General features: G+C 64.6%; 16 protein-coding genes. 1 reads left to right on the top strand and 15 read right to left on the bottom strand.

Annotation, left to right across the window (positions count from 1 at the left end):
• From JN302_RS21470 to JN302_RS21410, 14 genes are all read right to left on the bottom strand, one after another.
• A complete protein-coding gene (locus JN302_RS21470; protein ID WP_202304885.1) occupies positions 1 to 717 on the bottom strand; it encodes an ABC transporter ATP-binding protein in 717 nt (238 codons plus the stop codon).
• The gene (locus tag JN302_RS21465; RefSeq protein WP_202328970.1) at positions 710 to 1,513 is read right to left on the bottom strand and encodes an ABC transporter ATP-binding protein; all 804 of its coding nucleotides are present in this window, start codon (positions 1,511 to 1,513) and stop codon (positions 710 to 712) included. The genes JN302_RS21470 and JN302_RS21465 overlap by 8 nt, the downstream gene beginning before the upstream one ends.
• A gap of 7 nt (positions 1,514 to 1,520) precedes the next feature.
• Positions 1,521 to 2,870: an ABC transporter substrate-binding protein gene (locus JN302_RS21460; protein WP_244845807.1), complete on the bottom strand. Its 1,350-nt coding sequence runs from the start codon at positions 2,868 to 2,870 to the stop codon at positions 1,521 to 1,523.
• Complete coding sequence (locus JN302_RS21455) at positions 2,867 to 3,988, bottom strand: class II histone deacetylase (RefSeq protein WP_202328968.1); 1,122 nt, start codon at positions 3,986 to 3,988, stop codon at positions 2,867 to 2,869. Before JN302_RS21455 ends, JN302_RS21460 begins: the two co-directional genes overlap by 4 nt.
• Before the next feature lie 474 nt (positions 3,989 to 4,462).
• Positions 4,463 to 7,195, bottom strand: a complete 2,733-nt coding sequence (locus JN302_RS21450) for a LuxR C-terminal-related transcriptional regulator (protein WP_202328967.1) — start codon at positions 7,193 to 7,195, stop codon at positions 4,463 to 4,465.
• Positions 7,196 to 7,442: 247 nt separating this feature from the next.
• A complete protein-coding gene (locus JN302_RS21445) occupies positions 7,443 to 8,246 on the bottom strand; it encodes an ABC transporter permease (RefSeq protein ID WP_202304877.1) in 804 nt (267 codons plus the stop codon).
• Positions 8,240 to 8,698 (bottom strand): ABC transporter permease, encoded by a 459-nt coding sequence (locus JN302_RS39235; protein ID WP_244845805.1) that lies wholly within the window; start codon positions 8,696 to 8,698, stop codon positions 8,240 to 8,242. The genes JN302_RS21445 and JN302_RS39235 overlap by 7 nt, the downstream gene beginning before the upstream one ends.
• Positions 8,698 to 9,111 (bottom strand): hypothetical protein, encoded by a 414-nt coding sequence (locus JN302_RS39230; RefSeq protein WP_244845803.1) that lies wholly within the window; start codon positions 9,109 to 9,111, stop codon positions 8,698 to 8,700. Before JN302_RS39230 ends, JN302_RS39235 begins: the two co-directional genes overlap by 1 nt.
• A gap of 14 nt (positions 9,112 to 9,125) precedes the next feature.
• A complete protein-coding gene (locus tag JN302_RS21435; protein ID WP_202328966.1) occupies positions 9,126 to 10,295 on the bottom strand; it encodes an ABC transporter substrate-binding protein in 1,170 nt (389 codons plus the stop codon).
• 48 nt (positions 10,296 to 10,343) lie between these two features.
• Positions 10,344 to 11,408 (bottom strand): ABC transporter ATP-binding protein, encoded by a 1,065-nt coding sequence (locus JN302_RS21430; RefSeq protein ID WP_202304873.1) that lies wholly within the window; start codon positions 11,406 to 11,408, stop codon positions 10,344 to 10,346.
• Positions 11,409 to 11,412: 4 nt separating this feature from the next.
• Positions 11,413 to 13,479 (bottom strand): hydantoinase/oxoprolinase family protein, encoded by a 2,067-nt coding sequence (locus JN302_RS21425; RefSeq protein WP_202328965.1) that lies wholly within the window; start codon positions 13,477 to 13,479, stop codon positions 11,413 to 11,415.
• Entirely contained in the window at positions 13,479 to 15,182 is a 1,704-nt protein-coding gene (locus tag JN302_RS21420; protein WP_202304869.1) for a hydantoinase B/oxoprolinase family protein, read from the bottom strand. Before JN302_RS21420 ends, JN302_RS21425 begins: the two co-directional genes overlap by 1 nt.
• Before the next feature lie 149 nt (positions 15,183 to 15,331).
• A complete protein-coding gene (locus JN302_RS21415; protein ID WP_202304867.1) occupies positions 15,332 to 17,983 on the bottom strand; it encodes a LuxR C-terminal-related transcriptional regulator in 2,652 nt (883 codons plus the stop codon).
• A gap of 116 nt (positions 17,984 to 18,099) precedes the next feature.
• Positions 18,100 to 18,999, bottom strand: coding sequence for a lipid kinase (locus JN302_RS21410; protein WP_202328964.1), 900 nt, complete (start codon positions 18,997 to 18,999; stop codon positions 18,100 to 18,102).
• Positions 19,000 to 19,504: 505 nt separating this feature from the next.
• On the opposite strand from JN302_RS21410, the gene JN302_RS21405 reads away from it, so the two are divergent.
• Positions 19,505 to 19,954: an RrF2 family transcriptional regulator gene (locus JN302_RS21405; RefSeq protein WP_202304863.1), complete on the top strand. Its 450-nt coding sequence runs from the start codon at positions 19,505 to 19,507 to the stop codon at positions 19,952 to 19,954.
• Between the two features lie 250 nt (positions 19,955 to 20,204).
• Here the strand turns inward: JN302_RS21405 and JN302_RS21400 are convergent, their stop codons facing one another.
• On the bottom strand, positions 20,205 to 21,641 hold the full coding sequence (locus JN302_RS21400; protein ID WP_202328963.1) for an aldehyde dehydrogenase family protein: 1,437 nt from the start codon (positions 21,639 to 21,641) through the stop codon (positions 20,205 to 20,207).
• Between the last annotated feature and the right edge of the window lie 2 nt (positions 21,642 to 21,643).

The following is a 21,643-nucleotide window of genomic DNA, read 5'->3' as shown; positions in this document are numbered from 1 at the left end:
CTAAGCCCCCAGATAGGTTTCGATGATTTCGGGACGGGCCATCAACTCCGCGCCGACGCCCGACCAGGCGAAACGGCCATTGTCGAGCAGGTGGATGCTGTCGGCCTGGTCGGCGATGCGCTGGGCGTTCTCCTCGACCAGGAGGATCGTGCGGCCTTGCTGCCTGAGATCGAAGATCACCTCGTAGATCTGGTCGATCACGATCGGCGCAAGGCCGAGCGACGGCTCGTCGAGCATCAGTATGTCGCCGCCGGCCATAAGGCCGCGTCCGATGCCGCACATGCGCCGCTCGCCGCCGGACAGGGTTCCCGCGATCTGGTTGCGACGGTCCTTCAGCCTGGGCAGGAGCGAAAAGACGAAATCGAGCCGCTCGTCGATCCCGCCCGATGCCGCCTTGCGATAGGCGCCCATCAGCAGGTTCTCGTTCACGGTCATCGCCGGGAAGAGCAGGTCTCCTTGCGGAACATGGATCAAGCCGCGCTCGACGATCTCATCGGGCCGGTGGCCATCGATCCTCGCGCCGCGATGGAGGATGGTGCCGGAAGACGGCGGCACCAGACCCGATATCGTCTTGAGCAGGGTGCTCTTGCCGTGGCCGTTCGGGCCGATGATGGCGGTCAACTCGCCATCCGCGACCACGAGATCGATCGCCTGAAGCACCGAGCGGCCTTGATAGCCGGAACTCGCCTTTTCGATCCGGAGCGCCGGTTCAGACATGATCGGCTCTTTCCATGAATGCCTTCAACCGCTCCGATGCGCCCTCGCCGAGATAGACATCGACCACGGTGCGGTCGTTCACCAACTGGGCCGGCAGTCCTTCGAAGATCTTCTCGCCGTGGTGCATGATCATCACCCGATCGGAGAGTTGCACGAGGAAACGCATGACGTGCTCGATCAGGATGATGGTCACGCCGGACGCCTTGATGGCGCGGACGGCCGCCATCACCTGGTCCACCTCCTTGGCGGTGAGGCCGCCCACCGGTTCGTCCATCAGAAGCAGCCGCGGCCTGGTGGCGATCGCCGTCGCCATCATCAGGAGCTTGCGATCGAGCACCGGCAGCCTCGAGGTGACGACGTCGGCCTTGTCGGCGATGCCGAGCATGCCGAGCGCGCCCTCGGCGGCGTCGCGCGTCTCGCGCCCGACCCTCAAGCTCGGCACCGCACGACTATCGCGCCCGAAATAGGCGCCGACCAGCACGTTCTCGCGCACCGTCATGCTGTCGAAGCCGGCATTGAGCTGAAAGGTCCTGGCGACCCCGGCATGGCAGATCCGTTCCGGCGCCAGGCGGGTGATGTCCTGCCCGTCGAGCAGGATGGTGCCTGCCGTCGCCGGGTTCAGCCCGGAGATGACCTCGAACAGCGTCGTCTTTCCGGCGCCGTTCGGCCCGCCGATGCCGAGGATCTCGCCCTCCCCGACATCGAAGCTGAGGTCGCGCACAGCCGCCAGCGCGCCGAACGACTTGCCGACGCCCTTGCATGACAGGAGCGGCATCGCCGCTGCAGCAGACGTCATGCCGGCGTCACGCCTTGATCCACGGCGGCAGCATGAATTTGGTCGTGCCGTAAGGCGCCGGAGCGATCAGCCCGGGTCCCTTGGTGTAGTCATGGATCTGCAGGAACTGGTGCGGCATGCCGAGCGAAGAATCGTTCACCTGGGTCGGATAGGTGAAGGCGGCATTTTCCAGCGGCATGAAGCGCGTCGTGCCCGTCACGCCGCGGAAGATCATGGAACTCATGCGCGCCGCCACCTTGCGGTTCTGCTCGGCATTGCCGGGCTCGCCGCTTCCGCCGGCGAGGGCAGCAGCCGTCGCCCAGACATAGGCGCCGTCATAGGGCTGCGCACCGGAATTGTGCCCGGCATTGGCTCCGAACTTCTCCTTGTAACGCTTCTCGAATGCGGTGCCGATCTCGTCCTGGAGGGCGCCGACCAGCGTCGCGTAGATGATGCCGTTGGCGGCTTCCTTTGCGATGTCGCGGAAAGCGGGGATCGACGGGCCGTACTGCATGTAGATGAGGCTCGGCGTCGGATTGGGCGCGAACTGCACACAGAACTGGCCGAGGTCGGCCGGCAGGAAGTGGGTGATACAGATGACGGCCGGCGGGTCCTGCCGGATCTTGGCGAGTGTCGGCCCCCATTCCGAGGCGGGCACGCTGACGGTCTCGAACAGGCTGATCTCCCAGCCGTAGCTGCCGGCCTGCTCCTTGACGGCGTTGGCGATGTTGGAGGCGTAGACGCCGGCGGACAGGATGACCGCCATCTTGTTGTTGTGGCGCTTCCAGTCGCCCGAGTCTTCGAGACCCTGGAGGAACTTCAGAAAGCCGGGCCCATACCAGTATTCGGCCGGGTCGCCCTGAAAGGAGCCCCAGTAGCGGTCGGGGTTGGACTTTACCAGGTCGTTGTGGCCGATCGTGGTGTCGTAGTGGACGTAGATGATGCCGTTGTCGGCGGCCACTTCCTGGATGGCCGCGCCCGAGCCGATATTGTAGCCGTTGAGGATCGCGTGGACGCCGTAGCGATCGACCAGGCGTTGGGCCGCCTGCACATTGGTCGCGTCGCCCATCTGCGCCGTGTCCTCGAAGGAAGGTTCGAGCGGCCGCCCCAATATGCCGCCAAGGGCATTGATCTCCTCGCAGGCAAGCGTGAGGCCGTTCTTGAACTCGATGCCGTCGGGCGCGGCGAAATCCGTGGTCGGTCCGCACTGGCCTACCGGGATCGGATCGCCCTCGGCGCGCGCCTCGTCGTTCATGGCGAACAGCATGGCGGGCATACCGGTGAGCGTGGCCGCGGTGGCGAGGCTGCCCTTGATCAGGAAATTGCGGCGGGAGCCCGCGATGACATTGGGCTTCTGCAGTTTCGAATCGCGCTTCATCTCTTTGTTCCCCTTGCTTTGTTTATGTTTGCAACGAGTTTCGCGGCCTCGTCGATGACCGCGATCTGATGCGGTTCCGCCGCCATTCCGCCCCAGGCTGCCATGAGCTTGTCCCAAGGGTCCTCGACCCCCGTCCGGTGCCCGGACAGCTCCTCGATCACAGCCAGGCCGCAATAGGGTACATACATTTCGGAGTAGCCGCCCTCATGGGTCATCACGAGCCGACCGCCGCACAGTTCACGCGCCGCATCGAGCAGCATCCGGGCCAGCACACGGTATCCGCTGGAGTTCATCTGCATGCGCCCCATCGGATCGACACCCGAAGCATCGAAGCCCGAGGGAACGACGATCAACTCCGGTTGGAAGCGTTCGAGCGCCGGCAGCACGACCCTCTCGAACGCAACCTGATAAGCGCCGGGGCCGGAGCCCGACGGCAAGGGCACATTGATGTTGTAACCCTTGCCTTCGCCTTCCCCGTTCTCGCTCACCGCTCCCGAATTCGCCGGGAAGAGATTGTTCTGATGGATCGAGATGGTGAGCACGCCTGGGTCGTCATAAAACACCGCCTGCGTGCCGTTGCCGTGATGGACGTCCCAGTCGACCGTCGCGATCCGTTTGATGCCGTGCATCTTCTGCGCATGCCGAATGGCGATCGCGGCATTGGAGAAAAGGCAGAAGCCCATTCCGACATCTGATGTCGCGTGGTGGCCCGGCGGGCGGATGAGCGCATAGGCGTTGTCGACTTTGCCCTCGATGACGGCATCCATCGCCACGATGGCGCCGCCGGCCGCGAGCAGCGCGATCTCGTAACTGCCTGCGCCGAGCGGCGTGAGCGAACTCGCGTCCCCATAGCCGCGTTCGCTGATCTCCCTGATCTTTTCGATATGCGCTGCCGTATGGACCCGGGCCAGTTCCTCGACGGTTGCCGGGCGTGGCTTGATCGGAACCAGATGGTCGAGGATGCCGCTGACTTCGAGCAGATTACGCAGCCGCCGCTTGGTTTCGGGGTTCTCGGCATGGGTGCCGGGCTGCACCGTCAGGCTCGGCGGGAAGACCTGTGCCCAGTTCCATGTGTTGTGCCACAGATAGAGTTCGTGGAAGACGAAACCGGTCGCCATCGCGTCCCTTCACGCAACAATGCCAATGGAGGGGAGGATTGCGCTGATAGCGGCCCTTGTCCCGCCACCTTCGGGTAACGGGTGGCTTTTTTTGCCCCACCCGCCCGGGTAATTGGTGCCAACGTCATCGACCGTTGGTACGAGCCCGGGCAGCCGGCGGTCCTGTAAAAAACTGGAAATTTACAGGACGGGCCTGTTATTCCGGCATGCCGTCGAAAGTAGGGTGACGGGGCAATGCTTGCGGCAGTTGCGCCGCCCTCGCCTGGCTGCCGACACCTCGCGAAGGATCGGAGAAAACCGCCCGCCGAGACGGCTGGCCTCGTTCTGCCGGAGGTATCCCTCGGCACGGCCGGAGTCGGTGGACGCAGTTCATCACGTTGAAAGCAGGCGTCAAAAATTCACGGTAGTGGCGCCGGTGTCAAGGGTGGTCAGCAAGGATTGATCGACGCCGTACAGTGCCATTGGCATGAGCACTCAGCCTGCGAAGGGCCGCTCGACGGAACCGTCGAGGCCGATTTCCCTCAGCTTGAGGGCCGCCTCGGTGCGGTTCGACACGCCGAGCTTGCCGAAGATGTTCTTCAGGTGCCACTTCACGGTGTCGGGCGCCATAGAGAGCGACTGCGCCAGTTGACGATTGCTGTAGGCGCGCATCAGCAGGGCGGCGACCTCCGTCTCCTTGCTGCTCAAGGCCCGCTTCGCAGGCGCCTGCCCAACGGCTGCCGGGCGGATGCGGTCGCCCGAGGCGCGGGAGAGTTCGCGCAGCAACCTGTCGACGAAGTTCGCCGTCTCCGAACTGCGCCTCCATGCCGGAATGCGCCCACGGGCGAATTCGAGCACTTGGCGCATCGGATAGCCTTCGTCGATCAGCGACCGCATCGCGTTCTGCGGCAACGCCAGGGTGACCGTGTCGACCGTTGCTGCCAGCGCAAGCAGCGTCTCCCCGGCTGAATGGGCGGCAATGGCGACGAGCGCCCTCACCTGCATCAGACCGCGGAGGCGCCCATCCTGACGCATGCGCTCGGCGACGCGGTCCAATATGGCGATGGCGTTCACGGGTTTTCCCTCCGCGATCAGTACACGAGCGGCGCCGATATGGGCATACTCCTCAAGCGGATGGATCGGAAGGCTGCTGCGTTCGCCGGAGGGTTCTATGCCGCGCGAGCGCAAGGCGAGCCTTGCCGCGCGCACGTCGCCGCGCAGAAGCAACAGCCGCACCCGCTCGTTGAGCGCGCTTGCCGTCAGCCGCCGGTACCGCTTCTCGATGCCGAGCCTTTCGGCTCGTTCCAGGAAGACGATCGCCTCATCCTGGCGACCATGCGCGGCGGCCAGTCGCGCGAGGTGCAGCTTGCAGGCCATCTCGTGAACGACGAGACCGCATTCCTCGATGATCTGGCGATGCTGGCACAGAAGTCTTTCAGCGCGCAGCAGATCGTTCCACTCATAAGCGAGCTCGACCTGGAAGATCGCCGTCATCGCTTCCGCGTAGGAGCCGGAGCCGAGACGCTCGCGCGCGAGCCGGCAGGCCCGGTCCAGGAACTCGTCCGCTGCCGCGAGATTGCCGGCGGCTATCTCCACCAGTCCGAGCAGCAGGTCGGAATAGACGATCCCGAAAACCGAATTGCTCGCACCGTGATAGTCACGGGCCTTCAGGCTGAAAAGCCGCGCCGCATCAAGCTCGCCGAGCGAATAGTGGCAGAACGCCCCGATATTGGCGAGCGTGCCGCGCGAGAAAGCCTCCTCCTCGGGATAGTCCTGGAGCCAGCCCGCCGCGAGCCGGCTCGCCGCCCGCGACCGGTCCGAAGCGCTGATCACACCTGCGGTGAGCGTGCGCAACTCCGCCTTCAGTGAACGGATGGTCGAGCGGTCGAGCGCGCCTTCGTCGGCGAGGCGACGGATCAGATCCTTGGCCTGCTTGAGCATGCGCGCGGCCTGGCGCGGACGGCTCATATGGAACTGCGCCCAGACGCGGGCGAGCAGCAATCTCGGCCGCGTTTCCACAAGACTGCCCGGCAGCTGGTTGAGCCACTCCGTGACCCGCGGGATATGGCCCTGCATGATCAGCGGCATGGCGCATTTTTCCACGAGGCCGGCAGCGAGATCGTTGTCGCCGCTGGCGAGCGCATGGCCGACGGCGTCCGAGACATGTCCGTTCTCGGCGAGCCAGTCGGCGGCACACCGGTGCAGGGCCGCGCGCCGCTCCGGCGGCCAGACCGCCAGCTTGTCGCGGAGGAACTCGCCGAAAAGATGATGGTAGCGGAACCAGTGGCCGAAGGAGTCCAGCGCGATGAGAAACAGGTTCGAGCGCTCGACCCCGGCAAGGGCCGCCCTGCCATCGATCTCCGGGCAGACGGCCTCGGCGAGACCGAGGCAAAAGCGATCGAGGATCGAGGTCCTCAGCAGGAACTCCTGGATCTCGGTCGATTGCCGCGCCAGCACGTCATGCGCCAGGAAGGTCGCGACGTCGCGCTGGCTGCCGGAGAAGTCGGCGATGAAGGCTTCCTTCGAGCCCTCATGAGCGAGCGCGAGGGATGCGAGTTGCAAGCCGGCCGGCCAGCCCTCGGTCTTGTGATGCAGCGCGACGACAGCCGAGATGTTCAGATCGAGGCCGCAGACGCCGGTCAGATAGTCTTCCGTCTCTTCGAGCGAGAACCGCAGGTCGGCGTCTCCGAGACTGAGCACATGCCCCTTCATCTTCATATTGGAGAGTTCGAGAGGCAGGTCGCCGCGCGTCGCGAGCACGATACGCAATGCGGGCGGCGCACAGGCGACGAGCGCGTTGAGGAAGGAGGCGATTTCAGTCGAGACAATCAGATGGGCGTCGTCGAGCACGAGGAAGATCGGCGTCGATGCGCGCGACAGGTGATTGATGATGCCGGTGAGTATGGAATCGACCGGCGTGACCGGGCTGGAATCGATCAGCGCCTCCGCATTCTCGATGAGCGTCGGGTCGACGCGCTGCAAGGCGGCGGCGAGGTATTTGAGGAAGCGGGCAAGATCGTTGTCAGGGGGGTCGATCGAGAGCCATGCAACGCGCGAAGCGTTGTGGCCCGCTGCCCATTGAGCCAGCAGCGTCGACTTGCCGAAACCCGCCGGGGAAGAGACGATCGCCAGCTTACCTGCCGTCGCCGCGTCGAGCATGCGCAGCAGCCGGGGGCGGTTGACCAGGACATCGCGCAGATGCGGCGGCTGCAGCTTGGTGGTGATCATGACCGGCGGACGCCCGTAAGCCGGCGCAACCGGCCTATCAAACAGTCGCGAAGGTTACGGTCCGTCGGCATGGCTCCCCAGTCGATCTTCCGCATCGGCCCGAAAATCGGAATCGATTTTCGATGCGCAACTCAATAGTGGCAGAGCACCCTTTGCGCGCGTCCGAAAGGACGCGCGGCGCTCTGGCGAGATTGGCTTCCTCGGGAACCACTATAGGTCGATCCTGGCGGCTCCGACAGCCGGTTGATCACGCCCGTCGGGCGTTGCGGCCAGCCGTGATCAGCACCACCGCCGCGACGGCCACGAAGGAGGCCATCAGGATCGCGCCGGAGAGCGCATAGATCGTCGGCGATGCGCCGGAGTTCATCTTGCCGAACATGTCGAGCGGAAGCGTGTTCTGCCGCCCGACCAGATAGTAGGCGCGACTGTATTCGTTGAGCGACAGCAGAAAACTGAAGATGAAGGCGCCGGCGAGTCCGGGCCGGATGAGCGGCAGGATGATGTCCCAGAGGCGACGGAACCAGGACGCTCCGAGGTCCGCGGCGGCCATGAGATAGGACTTGCGAACCACGCCGAGCGACGTCAGCACAACGGTGAAGGCGAAGGGCAGAGCCCACAGAAGATGCGCAGCGGCTACCGTGCCCCAGAACGGCTTCACGCCGATCCGCCCGAACACCGCCGACAGGGCAAGACCCTGAACCACGCCCGGTACGAACATCGAGAAGATGACGAACAGGAACCATTGCGACCGCAGCCGGCGCATCTCGAGATAGGCGAGCGCCGCGAGCAGCGCCACCACCACCGAGATGGCAGCCGTCAGCGTCGCGACGACGAGAGACTCCCTCAAGGCTCCGAGCAGGCGGCCGTCCTTGGCCAAGGCCACATACCATTTGACGCTGAGATCCGCCGGTCCCGGGAACGCCGGCTGGAGGTTCTGGTTGAAGGAAATCGCCAGCATGTAGAACGGCGGCAGGTAGATGATCGCCAGCGCCGCCAGCATGGCGCCGAGCGCGATCGAGCGTGGCCCCCTGCTTTCAAACCTCGTCACCATGAGAAGTCCTCGAACAGCCGGGAAAAGCCCAGAAAGCGGTTGCCGAGATAGAGCACCGCCCCCAGGAAGACGAGAACGACGCTCGATATGGCGAAGGCCAGCGGGAAATTCACCACGCGCATCACATCGTTGATCATGATCGATATCATCGAGGCGGCGGCCCCGCCGAGCATCTGGACCTCGGTCGAGGAACCCAGCGCCATCACGAAGACGAACAGGAAACCGGCGAAGGAGCCTGCCTTGGTCAGCGGCAGCAGAACGTGCCGCAGCGTGTGACCGAAGCCCGCACCGAGATCCATGCTGGCCTGCAGCAGCGACGGCTCCACCTTGCGCATCGACAGGAGCAGCGGGAAGATCACGAAGGGCAGATAGGAAGCGACGAGCCCAACCATCACGGCGAAATTCGAGAACAGCAGCCAATCCAGCGGCTGGCCGATCAAACCGCTCGCCATCAGAAACTCGTTGATGGGGCCGCGACGTCCGAGCACCAGGCGCCACGAGAGCGGATCAGATAGGAGGTGAAGAAGGGGATGGTGAACAGCGCCATCAGCACCATTGCCGCGCGCGGGCGCGCACAGAAATGGATGTAGTAGGCGGCCGGATAGCCGATCAGCAAACAGATCAAGGCGGCGAGCGCCGCCTTGATCGTGCTGCCGACAAGCACTGTCCAGCGGCCGGCGTCGAGGATCTGCCCGTAGGCGGCGAGCGAGAAGTCTGGTGTCATCCAGTAGGTCTGGGGATCCCAACTCCAGAAGCTCCACAGGATGACCAGGCCCAGCGGGACCAGGCAAAGGCCGGCGATCGCCACGACCGCCGGCAGCGCCAGCAGCGTCGCCCGCGAGATCAGCTTCGGGCTCGTCGTCACGACCGCCTCCCCGCTCAGGCGTTTCTCAGCTTCTGCCACCACTCCTCGTAAAGCTGGAAGTTGTCGGGCCGGGTGTTCTGCCAATAGACCTTGCCCGAGAACTTGGCCTTCACGTGATCGGCAACGCCCTTCACCTCCTCTGCCTTGAACTCGTCCGGATGGGCTTCGGCATAGGCAACGTTGTTGTCGGTGGGCACGACATAGCCGCGCATATTGCCGAGCACGCAGCCATAATAGCCGGCGAGCAGCCAGTCGGCGAAACGATGGGCGGCGTCGCCCAGCCCGCGTTCCACGGCGCCCTTCATCAGGATCGTGTTGTTGCCCCAGCCTTCATAGCCTTCCTTGGGTGCAGCATATTTGGCGTTGATGCCGCGCTCCTGCGCCGCCTTCACGATCGGCTCCCAGCCGGTCATCGCCCAGACCTCCTCGTCGGCGACAAGCTGGACGCCCTGTTCCCACCCGCTCCAGAAGGTCCGGAACTGGCCGTCGCGCTTGTGCTTGATCAGGAACTCCATGACCAAGCCGAGCTCGCTCTCGGTCAGGTTGCCCGGTTCCACGATCGGCGCATTCTCCGATTCCTTGAGATACATCGCCGTGAAGACGGCCGAGTTGATCCAGGCATCCTCCATGCCGACCTTGCCCTTCAGCTTCGGGTCGAAGATCACGCCGTAGCTGTCGATCTCGCCCACCCTGTCCGGCAGATAGATCATGGAATCGGCGTTCAGCACGGACGGCAGGCCATACTGTTTACCCTCGTGATAAAGGTATGGGATCTGCTTGGCGAAGTCCCATACCTTGGCGTAGTTCGGTATCCTGGAGACATCCCAGGGGGCAATGGCGCCCTGCTTGGCCAGTTCCTTCTCCGCTCCGCCCTGCAGGCCTCCGATGTCGTAGAGATCGTTGCCGTTGCCCGCGACGAGCTTGGCCACCACCGGACCGGGATCGTTGCCATTGTCCGTGAACACGGTGCTCAGCCCCGTGTCGCTGGCCAGCCTCGACCAGTTTTCACCGATGTCGAGCGTGCCGCTCGCCCAGAAGGCAAGTTCCTCATCGGCCGCTGCGGCGAGACGCGGGAAACCGGTAGTGCCGGCGAGTCCAAGCGCGGCTCCGGCCCCCATCAGTTTCAGCAGGCTGCGCCGTTCCATATTGGATTGAAGGAATGACCTGTTCTGCCTGATATGCATTGTCTTTCTCCTTTCTGTTCCACCTCGTTATCTTTTTGTCCTGCGCGATCAGCCGGTCAGAAGCAGCGGCGCGCCGGGCAGGAAGCGAACCCCGACCTCTTCGCCCGGTAGCGGGAGTTCCGCCGACATATGGGCGATCGTAACCTCCTGACCGTCCGGGAAGGCGGCATGCACGTCGTGATGAAGGCCGCGATAGCGGACCGCCGAGACCGTGAGGCGCATCGTTTCAGCGGCCTCCGAGCCCTTGGGAACGAGGGTAAGCTGATCCGGGCGGAAGACGATCACGGCGTCCGAAGCAGCCGGCGGTGACTCCTGCGCCACGACCGGCACCGGCACACCGCCAACCACCGCGCTCAGCACGGGGCCTCGCCGCTCGACGGCCTGCGGGCGCAGCATGCATTCCATGCCCATGAAACGCGCGACGAAGCTGTTTGCCGGGCGATCGAAGAACTGCGTGGGTGTCCCGACCTGCACGACCTTTCCGGCGCGCATGACCGCCATGCGGTCGGACAGCGATAGCGCCTCGTCCTGATTGTGAGTGACCAGGATGAAGGTCGCGCCCGTGCGTTCGTGCAGCCGGCCGAACTCGTCGCGCATCTGGCGGCGCAGATTCTCGTCGAGGCCGGTCAGCGGCTCATCGAGCAGCAGCACGCCGGGCTCCATCACCAGCGAACGGGCGAGAGCGACGCGCTGACGCTGGCCACCGGAGAGCTTGTTGACATCCCGATCCTCGAAGCCTGCGAGACCAACCAGCGAAAGCACCGCGGCGACACGCCTGGCAATCTCATCGCGCGGGCGCTTGATGACCTTCAACCCGTAGGCCACATTCTGTCCGACATTCATGTGCGGGAACAGTGCGAGGTCCTGGAACACAGTCTTCGAGGGGCGGCGGTTCGCCGGCATCGCGGTCATGTCGGCGCCGTCGAACAACACCTTGCCGCCATCGGGCATGTCGAAGCCGGAGATCATGCGCAGCAGCGTGCTCTTCCCCGAACCGGAAGGCCCGAGCAGGGTGAAGAACTCGCCGGCCTTGATATCGAGAGACACATCGTCCAGCGCCGCAATATCCCCGAAACGCCGCGTCAGATTCCTGATTGAGATCGCGATCGCCACAGGCCTATTCCGCTTCCCTGATGACGAGCAGGCCGGCGGGCTGCATCCGCAGCACCTGGCCGGGCAGGATGAGCGTGGTGGTCGTCGCCTCCTCGACCACAAGCGGGCCCGCCATTTCGACGTCGATCGGGAGCCGTTCCCGATCGACAAGCCGACATTCGACCCAACCCTCGGCTTCGTCGAAGAACACTTTGCGTGCACCCGTGGTGGCACCTTCGAGGCTGCGGCCCTCTCCGGGGAGCCGCGCCAGGCCGACGACATTGGCGACCAGTTCGGCATGGAGATGCACATTGGTGAGCTCGACCGGCGTGCCGGGCAGCGAGAAGGTAAAGGCAGTCTCATGCGCGGCATGAAAAGCCTCCAGGAAACGACCGGTCGCCCAACCCGGCTCGAAGTCGGCGGCAACCGAATGCTCCTGCCCCTTGTAACGAGCTTCCAGCCGGCAGGTCAGCGACAGGCGCCCGCGACCGGTCACACCGAAATGGCGCAGCGCCTCGTCGATGAGCTCATCGAATATGCCTGACACCGTCTCCATGACGGCGTCGTTCGCCTCGCCGAAATGCGTGCGCCTTATGTCGACGCTCGGATAGGCGGCCAGCATGCCCCAGGCCGAGAAGATACCGGGAAAGACCGGGATCACGGTCGACCGGACGTGCAGCTCTCGGCCGAGCTTTGAGGCAAACATCGGCCCGGCCCCGCCGCTCACCACGAAGGACAACTCGCGCGGATCATGGCCACGCTGCACGGTGACGAGCTTCAGCGCATCGATCATGCCTGCCTCGGCGATGCGTACGACCGCAAGGGCAGCGCCTTCGATGCTCGTTCCAAGCGCGCTCGCGATCGGTTCGAATGCGACCCGCGCGGCATCGAGGTCGAGCTGCATCTGGCCGTTGGCGAAATTGACGGGATCGAGAATGCCGATCACCAGCTTGGCGTCGGTCACGGTCGGCTGGCTGCCACCTCGGCCGTAGCAGGCCGGTCCGGGCTCCGAGCCTGCACTCCGGGGGCCGACATGGAGGCGGCCGCCTTCGTCCAGCCAGGCGATCGAACCGCCGCCGGCGCCGATCTCGACGATGTCGACGACGGGCACCTGAACCGGATAGCCGGGCCATATCCGGGTCTTGTCGAGATTGTATTGCGGCGCGAGCTGGGGGCGGCCGTCACGGATCAGCGAGCATTTGGCCGTGGTGCCGCCGACGTCGAGATAGAGCACATCGCCCTCACCGAGTTCCCTGCCGACGCGGACCGCGCCGGCCACGCCTCCGGAGGGACCCGACTCCACCAGCGTCAGGGGGCTCGCGGCGGCCTGGCCGAAAGTCGCCACTCCGCCGTTCGACTGCATGGCGAAATAATCGCAGACGATACCCTCCTCAGCCAGCGAGCGTTCGAGACCGCTGAAGTAGCGCCGGATGATCGGCTCGACATAGGCGTTGAGCACCGCCGTGTTGCTGCGCTCATATTCCCGCCACTGCCGCGATACCCTGTAGCTCGGCGTGATCGCCACCTCGGGCAGCATCGCTGCGAGGATTTCGGCGCAACGCTCCTCATGCGTCGGGTTGACGTAGCTGTGCAGGAACATCACCGCGACTGCCTTGATGCCTGCCTCCTTGCAGTGCCGCGCCGCCTCGCGCACATCCGCTTCGTCCAGTTCGGTCAGGATCTCGCCGGCCGCGTTCATCCGCTCGGTCACCTCGAAGCGGAAGCGCCGAGGCACATAGGGTTCGGGAGATCGCGCCTGGAGGTTGTAGAGATCCGGCCGGTTGCCGCGACCGATCTCCAGAACATCGCGGAAGCCGCGCGTCGTCAGCAGTGCCGTCTTGACGCCCTTGCGTTCGGTGATTGCGTTGATGACGGTTGTCCCGCCATGGACAAAGAAGCTTGTCGCTGCAGGCTCCAGGGCTTCTCGGCTCGCTGCCTGCCGGATGCAGTCGATGACGCCGCGCGACTGGTCGTCGGGCGTTGTCAGCGACTTGCCTATGATCACCCGCCCCTTGGCCTCGTCATAAGCCACAAGGTCGGTGAACGTCCCGCCGACATCGGTGGCGAGCCGGGTCTTCGTGGCGGTCTCCATCACACAACTGCCTCCGTTTCGATGCCGTAGACGGCGCGCGCCGCCTCCTGGCTGATCAGCCCGTCGGCGATGTCGGCCAGTACGCATTCCGTCTTGCGGTCGTCGGGATTGCCCCATCCTCCGCCGCCGCCGCTGATCACCCGAACAGTGTCGCCGCGCTTGATGTCGAGCCCGGGGTGGTGATGGATCCTGAGCACGCCGCCGTTCTCGGCCGACACGACCTCAACCCCATTGCAGCTTCCCGGACTGCCGCCGTCTGCCCCCCATGGCGGCGTGACATTGCGGCTGATGCCACAGTAGATCGACGCCTCTTCGCACAGGACCTGATACTCCCTGACAAGCCCGTAGCCTCCGCGGAACCTTCCCGCGCCGGTGCCGCCCTCGGTATTGAAGCCGTAGCGGGTGATCAGAAGCGGCAGCCTGGCCTCGAGCAGCTCGACCGAGTGGTTGTATGTGTCACCGTCGGTCAACGAGATGAGACCGCTCGCGCCGTCGCGGGACGGCGTCGCACCCCAGCCGCCATGCTGCGGCTCGATGTGGACAAAGAGTTCGTTGTTCGCGGTGCGGCCCGAGAGATAGAGCACGGCCAGGCTGGTATAGGATCCGGCGGAGAAGACCTCGGGCTTCAGCGGGGCAAGCGCCCTCCAGATGAGTTCCGAAGCATGAACCGACCCCTCGTAGTACCACCCCGTCGGCGACGGTTTGCCGGCGCTGAACACCGTGCCATCGGGCACGACGACCTCAAGTGGCCGGAACCATCCTTCGTTTGAGGGCGAATGCGGCGAGACGAGTGCCTTGAAGACGGTCTTGACCGCAGATTCCAGCGCCCCGCGCGAGCAATTGAACGGACCGGCTACGGAGGGCGAGCTACCCGTGAAATCAGCGATGACCGATGAACCGCGGATGGTCACCTTGATCCGAATCGGTACCGGCTTGTCGGAAATGCCGTCGCCATCGATCACATCCTCGGCTTCGTACTCGCCGTCCGGCAGGGCCTCGATGACCTTGCGGCTCTTGCGCTCGCTGGAAGCGATGATCTCCTCGAAGATGTCGGCGAGCGTGTCCTCGCCATATTTGCCCGCCATTGCCTGAAGGCTGCGCTCGGCGATGCGCACCGTCGCCACCTGGGCGCGCAGGTCGCCCATCGCGAGATCGGGCAGCCGTAAATTTTCCAGGATGATGCGGACGATGTCGTCGTTCAGCCGATCCCGACGGGCAAGCCGCACGCCGGGAATGCGCATTCCCTCCTCGAAAACCGATGTGGCGTTGATCGGAATGCTGCCCGGCACGGCTCCTCCGACGTCGAGCCAATGCGCCACGTTTATCGCCCAGGCGATCATGCGGCCGCCCGAATAGACAGGCTTGATGATGGCGAAGTCGTTGGGGTGGGTTCCGCCGCTGAACGGATCGTTGATCACGAAGACGTCGCCCGGCTCCATGTCGTCCCGGAAGCGATCGGCGATGGCACGGACCTGCCGTGCAAAGGTTCCGGTGAAGAGCGTGATGCCGTTCGACTGGGCGACCAGATCGCCGTTCGGAGCGCAGATGCCGCAGGCAAAATCGAGAACCTCGTAGACGATCGGGCTCATACTGCTGCGTGTCATCACCACGCCCATCTCGTCGACGGTGGCGAGCAACTTGCCCACCACGATCTCCGCCGTCACCGGATCGATCGCGGGTTTCGATGTCCGTGTCGCGTCCATGGAGCGGCCTTCCCTTCAATCCTTCACACGCCCAGCCTACACGGCAGGTGCCCAGGCGATAGCCGATCAGAAGGGTAGCTACAGGCTCGGCAGCTCCCTACCCCGACGGGTAGGCCCATGGGCAGCAGACGCCTGGACGGGACCGATGCTCAGCCGTCGATGAGGCCGAGTTCCCGCGCTGCGGCCAATGCACCGATGCGGTTGGAGCGGTCGAGCTTGCGGAAGACATTCTTGAGGTGGAACTTGATCGTGTTGTCCGAAATGGCGAGTGCGCGTGCGATTTCCTTGTTGGAAAGGCCGGTGGCGACGAGCTTCAGCACGGAGACTTCGCGTTCGGTGAAATCCTGGCTCGGCGCCCCCGCCGCAGCTTGCCGTTGAGCCGGCCCCAGCAGGGCGGCCAGCTTCTCGCGCTGGATCGGCGGCAGGGCCGGGCTTGCGCGGCGTAGTTCCAGGAAGGCTGCGACGCCGTCCCCCTCCTCGACGAAGGAGGTGTGCGTCCTTTCCACGAACGGCGTCAGCAAGACCTCATCGAGCAGCGCACCGGCTTCGCCCTCCCGGCCCACCGCGAGCAAGAACCGAATCCTCAGCATCGACAGCCTGACATGACGCAACGGCGGCATGGCACCCGTCTGGTTTGCGGCGAGTCGATCGAGATAATGAAGCGCAGCACGGTAGTCGCCTTCGGCGTGATGGATGCGCGCCCAGAGCATGGCCGGTACATTGCCGCGCAGCCGCCGCGTGAGATCGTTGCGTGTCCGGTCGGCAGCCGAGACTTCGTCCAGCCCATGTGCCCGCGCAAAAGCCCGCGCCTCGCGCGGCATGCCCGAGTGGGCGAGCAGGAAGACACGTTCGCGCTCGACGAGCCGCGCCAGGCGTCCATAATTCCGCTGCTGCGCGACCATCGCAGCATGGTCGAGTGCCCGGTGCGCGTCGGACAGGCGGTTCCCGAGCAGATGGATGCGAAGCTGGGCAAGGTAACCGGCGGCAAGGATATCGAACCAGCAGTCGCCCTCCTCCAACTGCGGCAAGAACTCCGACAGCGAACCGGCCGCTTCCGCGAACGTTCCCTCCTCGACAAGCGCCTCGGCATCGAGCACCCGCGCCATGGCCTCGAGGTCGGATCCGTCCCCGAGCAGTTGCCGGGCCGACTCGGCCATTTGCGCATAGGCGGCTCGCGCCGCATCGATCTCGATCCGGAAAAGATGCGCCTGCCCCATATGGGTATGGAGATGTGCCGCACCGAAGAAGGCACCGGCCCGGCGGAACTCGGCGACCGCAGAGGCGCCGTGCTCCAGCGCCCGTCCGAACTCGCCGAACTGAAGACAGAGGAAGCACAAGAGATTCAGCGTCAGTGCACTTTGCGTGTTGTCTCGCGCCAACAAGTCGAGGTCAGCCGCGAGTTGGTCAAACTCGGCCCGGCTCGCCTCGATGTCGGCATAGAGCGCCAGGAGTTGCCCGATCAGCCGGAACTCGCGCTGAAGGGCGGCATCCTTTTCGGGGATCGTCCTGCCGGCATTCTCGAAGGCGCGACGGCAGGCAGCAAGGTCGCCATTCTTGGCGAGCAGAACCGCATTGCCGAGCAGCGTCCGCGGGAATGCCCCATGCTCCTCCTCAGGCAGGCTCGCGAGGGCGGCGGGAAGCACGCGACGGATACCGCCCGCGCCGGAATAGACGAGCCGCCAGCCCCCTGCCCGCTCCAGCATCTCGACCGCGACGGTCGGGGCCTCCGCCGCGAGCGCGTGGGAGACCGCCGCTTCGATATTGCCCTTGCGCTCGAACCAGCGCGCGGCGGTGAGCAGAATCGCGCCGGGCTCCGCGCCTTCGGCGCAGGGCTGCGACAGCAGGAAATCCTGGAATACCGGATGGAAGCGCAACCAGCGGCGCTCATGGTCGAGGGCGACGAATGGCACGCCCGCGCATTCGAGGCGCGTCACACGCGTCGTGAAGCCGTCGGTCCCGGTGAGGTGATCGGCGAGTTCGGCATCGAACCGGTTGAGCGGGGCGAGCCGCATGAGAAAATCGAGATCGCCCGGCGACAGCTTCGCTGTCAGCCGCTCGGCCAGATAGTGCGCCACGTCTTCCTGCTTGCCGCCGAAATCGGCGAGCGGGTCGGCTCCGTCGGCATTCTGCTCGGCTATGCGGCCGGCCATCCTCACGGCCACGGCCCAGCCCTCGGTCTTGCGGAAGATCTGCGCGATGTCGATGGGCCGAGGGCCATGGGGGATCATGGAGAAGAGCTCGGCGATTTCTTCTTCCGACATCAGGAGGTCGCGCGCATTGAAGCTTCGCAACTGGCCGTCGAGCCAGAGGTCGCCCACCGGTATCGATGGTCGCATGCGCGACGACACCACCAGGCAATGTCCGGTCAGCGGGCCGACACGCAGCAATTCGCCAAGCAAGTCGTTGGCGTCCTTCGATTCGGCGAGGTGATAGTCGTCGAGCAAGAAAACCGTGCGTCTCGGCAACAGGCGCACGCGTTCGGCGAAGAGCCGCGTGAGATCACCGATCGAGGAGGCGTCAAGCGGCGAAACCGCCCCGTCTCCGGCGTCCTCACAGGCGGCGGCCGCAAGCTTCCCGATGAAGGCGCCGAGGTCGCGGTCATCCTCCTCGAGCTGTATCCAGCGCACGAGGCCCCCGCTATCCGACCGCTGCAGCGCCCACTGTGCGCACAGGCTCGTCTTCCCATAGCCTGCAGGCGCATGGACGAAGACGGCGCGGCCGGCAGCGGCCTCGTCGAAGCGTTTCCACAACGCTTGGCGAGGGACGAGACGGTCCCCCGGGTTCGGGATGCTGGTCGTCACGTCTTCAAGTGTTCCCGGCTGGATCAGCCTATGCCAATGGCGGAGCCGGCAAAGTCTGACAAAGAAGGAACGCCTTCGCAATCGTCCGAACGACCGACGTCGGAACTGGCTGGCTGTCAGCGGCTGGCGGTCGTCCTCGGAACAAAGATCGAGATCGCCCTGGGATGTACCTTGAAATGCGCGGGGGTCGACGTCACGATCTCGCCGTCGGCGTTCACCGGCATCGGCTTCCTTGTCTTGACGTCGAACTCCACGCAGCGCGCGGTCCGCACCTCGCTCCAGGCGCCATGCCTGCCGGACCGGAAGGATCGCAGCATCAGTGCCAGCTTCCACAGATTCGTCATTTCGAGGCTGTAGAGATCGAGGTGACCGTCGTCGATCTCGGCGGTCTCTTCGACGACGTTGCCGCCCCCATAGTGGCGGCCGTTGCCCACCGCGACCTGGAAGGTCCTGACGTCGATGACCATGCCCTTCTCGACGATGCGGGCCGGGAACGGCCTCGCTCTGGCCAGCACTTTCATCGCCGCCAGCGCATAGCCCAGCCTGCCGAAACGCTTCTTGAGCAACGGATCGAGGCCTTGAGCGAGCTTCGAGGAGAGCCCGATGCTCGCAACGTTGAAGAAGGCATGGCCGTTGACCGTGCCGACGTCGATCCGCCGGGTCCTGCCCCCGACAATGACATCGGCCGCATCCACCAGGCCCAGCGGTATCTCGAGCGTACGGGCAAGGTCGTTGGCGGTGCCCATCGGTATGATCCCCATGGGCAGTCCGCTCTCGATCGCCGCCAACGCCGCTGAGGACACCGAGCCGTCGCCGCCGCACACGATCACCAGATCGGCCATGTGGCGCAGACGCACGATATCGCGGGCGATCTCCGGAAGCGCCTCGAACGGCTCGACCGTCACCGCCAGCCCGCCGCCGCCAAGCCGTTCGATGACGGGATCGATCGCTTCCCGGCCGCGTCGGGCCTTGGGATTGACGAGCAGCAGCGCTCGCCTCTTGGTGGATTTGTTCATTCCAGGTTCAGCCGAAAAACAGACCCAGGGCAGACAGGTCGACATTGCACCGCAACCGGTCGGAGGCGGGCCGAAAGATTATTTGCGATGGCGACCGAAGTTTGTCGCGGAACGCGAAAAGCATGTCGCGACCAATATCCTTTGTGCAAACTCGTTCCGATCTCGCCAAAGCCGGCTTTGTCAGCCTCGTGGCCGGAGCCTCGGCAATGCCTGTATCCAGCCCCACGCCGGGAGTTCCCTCGGACACGAACACGCCGTCATGCGAGGGCGAGTCACGTCCAAGGCAAGTTTTTCCATGGCAAGACAAGAAAATCGGCGAAATGATGACGAACAGGAGCGCATTTTCAGCAAAAAGTTACGAAAAATCAAGAGTTTCGGCTTGTATATCTCCTCTCTGGAATTTATCTACGGACGAGGCCGGATTGCAGCGGGGACGATCTGCCATCATCGGCAAACCAGAGTGCGCCGCGGGTGCGCGGCCGCGTTTCGACGACAGTTCTGAACGATGCTCACAAAAAAAGGCAAATACGGTCTCAAGGCCCTCGTCCACCTTTCGCATCTTCCTGCAGGACAGCTCGCCTTCGTCAACGATATCGCTGTCGCCAATAACATACCGAAGAAGTTCCTCGACGCCATTCTGGGCGAATTGCGCAACGCCGGCTTCGTCCATAGCCGCAAGGGCAAGGACGGCGGCTACCGCCTGGCGCGGCCTGCGACGGAGATCAAGATCGGCCATGTGGTGCGTGTCCTCGACGGACCGCTGGCGCCGCTGCCATGCGCCAGCCGCACCCGATACCAGCAATGTGAAGACTGCGACGAGGCGACATGCCAGGTCCGACACATGATGTTGGAAGTGCGCCAGGCCATCGCCGAGGTGCTCGACAATCGCAGCCTCGCGACGATGCGCGACAGCGCCAACGACGACGTCGCTATGGCGTTGACGTACCAGAGCTGAGCCTCCACTCCTTGCAGGCGTGGCTCGCCGTCCCCGACATCCGCTACCAAAGCGCGGATGTCGCGAAGCATCTCGCCGGATGATCGGGCTTCTCGGGCGCCGCGCCTGATGGCATCATGCCAACAATCGACGATATCGACCGTTGGAGCGAAAACCATGCGGCCCGGACGGGCTGCGCCGGGGATTGAGGTCGCGTGGATGCGCGAGCATCCACGCCGCCCGGATGTACCAACATCCAGTGTCGTTGATATTACGCCAGCGTGTAGGCGGTCTTCACGGTCGTGTAGAATTCGGCGGCGTAGCGGCCCTGCTCCCGGGGCCCGTAGCTGGAGCCCTTTCGGCCGCCGAACGGCACGTGGAAATCGACGCCCGCCGTCGGCAGGTTGACCATCACCATGCCGGCCTGAGCATTGCGCTTGTAGTGCGTGGCAAACTTCAGGCTGGTCGTGCATATGCCTGACGACAGGCCGAATGGCGTATCGTTGGCGATATCAAGGGCTTCCTCATAGTCCTTCACCCTGATGACGCTCGCCACCGGGCCGAAGATCTCCTCGCGCGAAATGCGCATCTGGTTGCTCGCCTCGGTGAACAGGGCCGGCTGCAGATAGAAGCCGGGCGTCTCGCGGTTGAGGCGCTCGCCGCCGAAGACCAGATTGGCTCCCTCGTCGCGGCCGATCGCGACGTATTTTTCGTCCTGTTCGAGCTGGGACTGGTCGACGACGGGCCCGATATGCGTGCCCTGTTTCAGGGCATTGTCGATGACAAGGCTCCTCAGCTTCTCGGTGACGGCCGAGACGAAACGGTCGTGGATGCCTTCGGTCACGACCAGTCGGGACGACGCCGTGCAGCGCTGGCCGGTCGAGAAGAAAGCCCCATTCACCGCGCAGTCGACCGCGATGCCGAGGTCGGCGTCGTCGAGCACGACGAGCGGGTTCTTGCCGCCCATTTCAAGCTGGACCTTGCGCATGTGCTCCAGAGAAGCCGCCGCCACGCGTTTTCCCGTGCCGACCGAGCCGGTGAAGGTGATGGCATCGACGTCAGGGCTGTCCAGGATGGCCTGGCCGACGACCGAGCCTCTGCCCATGACGAGGTTCAGCACGCCCTTGGGCAAACCGGCGCGGTGGAGGATATCGACGATCGCCCAGGAACAGCCCGGCACGAGGTCGGCCGGCTTGAAGACGACGGTGTTGCCGTAGCAGAGTGCCGGCGCGATCTTCCAGGCGGGGATCGCGATCGGGAAATTCCACGGCGTGATGATGCCGACGACGCCGACCGCCTCGCGCGTTACCTCGACGCCGATACCGGGCCGGACGCTCGGGATCGCCTCGCCGGAAAGCCTCAGCGCCTCGCCGGCGAAGAAGTCGAATATCTGGGCTGCCCTGACCGTCTCGCCGATGCCCTCGGCCAGCGTCTTGCCTTCCTCGCGCGAGAGCAGCCGTCCGATCTCCTCCTTGCGTGCTGTGATCTCGTCGGCCGCCTTGCGAAGCACCGCATGGCGTTCGATCAGACCCGACCGCGACCACGCTGGAAACGCCGCCTTGGCGGCTGCGATCGCCGCTTCGGCATCGGCTTTGGTCGCGCGCGCATAATTGCCGACCACGTCGTTCGTATCGGACGGATTGATGTTGGGAACGGCGTCGCCGCCCACCCATTCGCCGGCAATCAGGTTGCGGTGCAGTTCGGTCATCG

It is taken from the genome of Mesorhizobium sp. L-8-3 (assembly GCF_016756615.1).
Classification (GTDB): domain Bacteria; phylum Pseudomonadota; class Alphaproteobacteria; order Rhizobiales; family Rhizobiaceae.
This window is presented reverse-complemented; position numbering and strand designations above follow the sequence as displayed.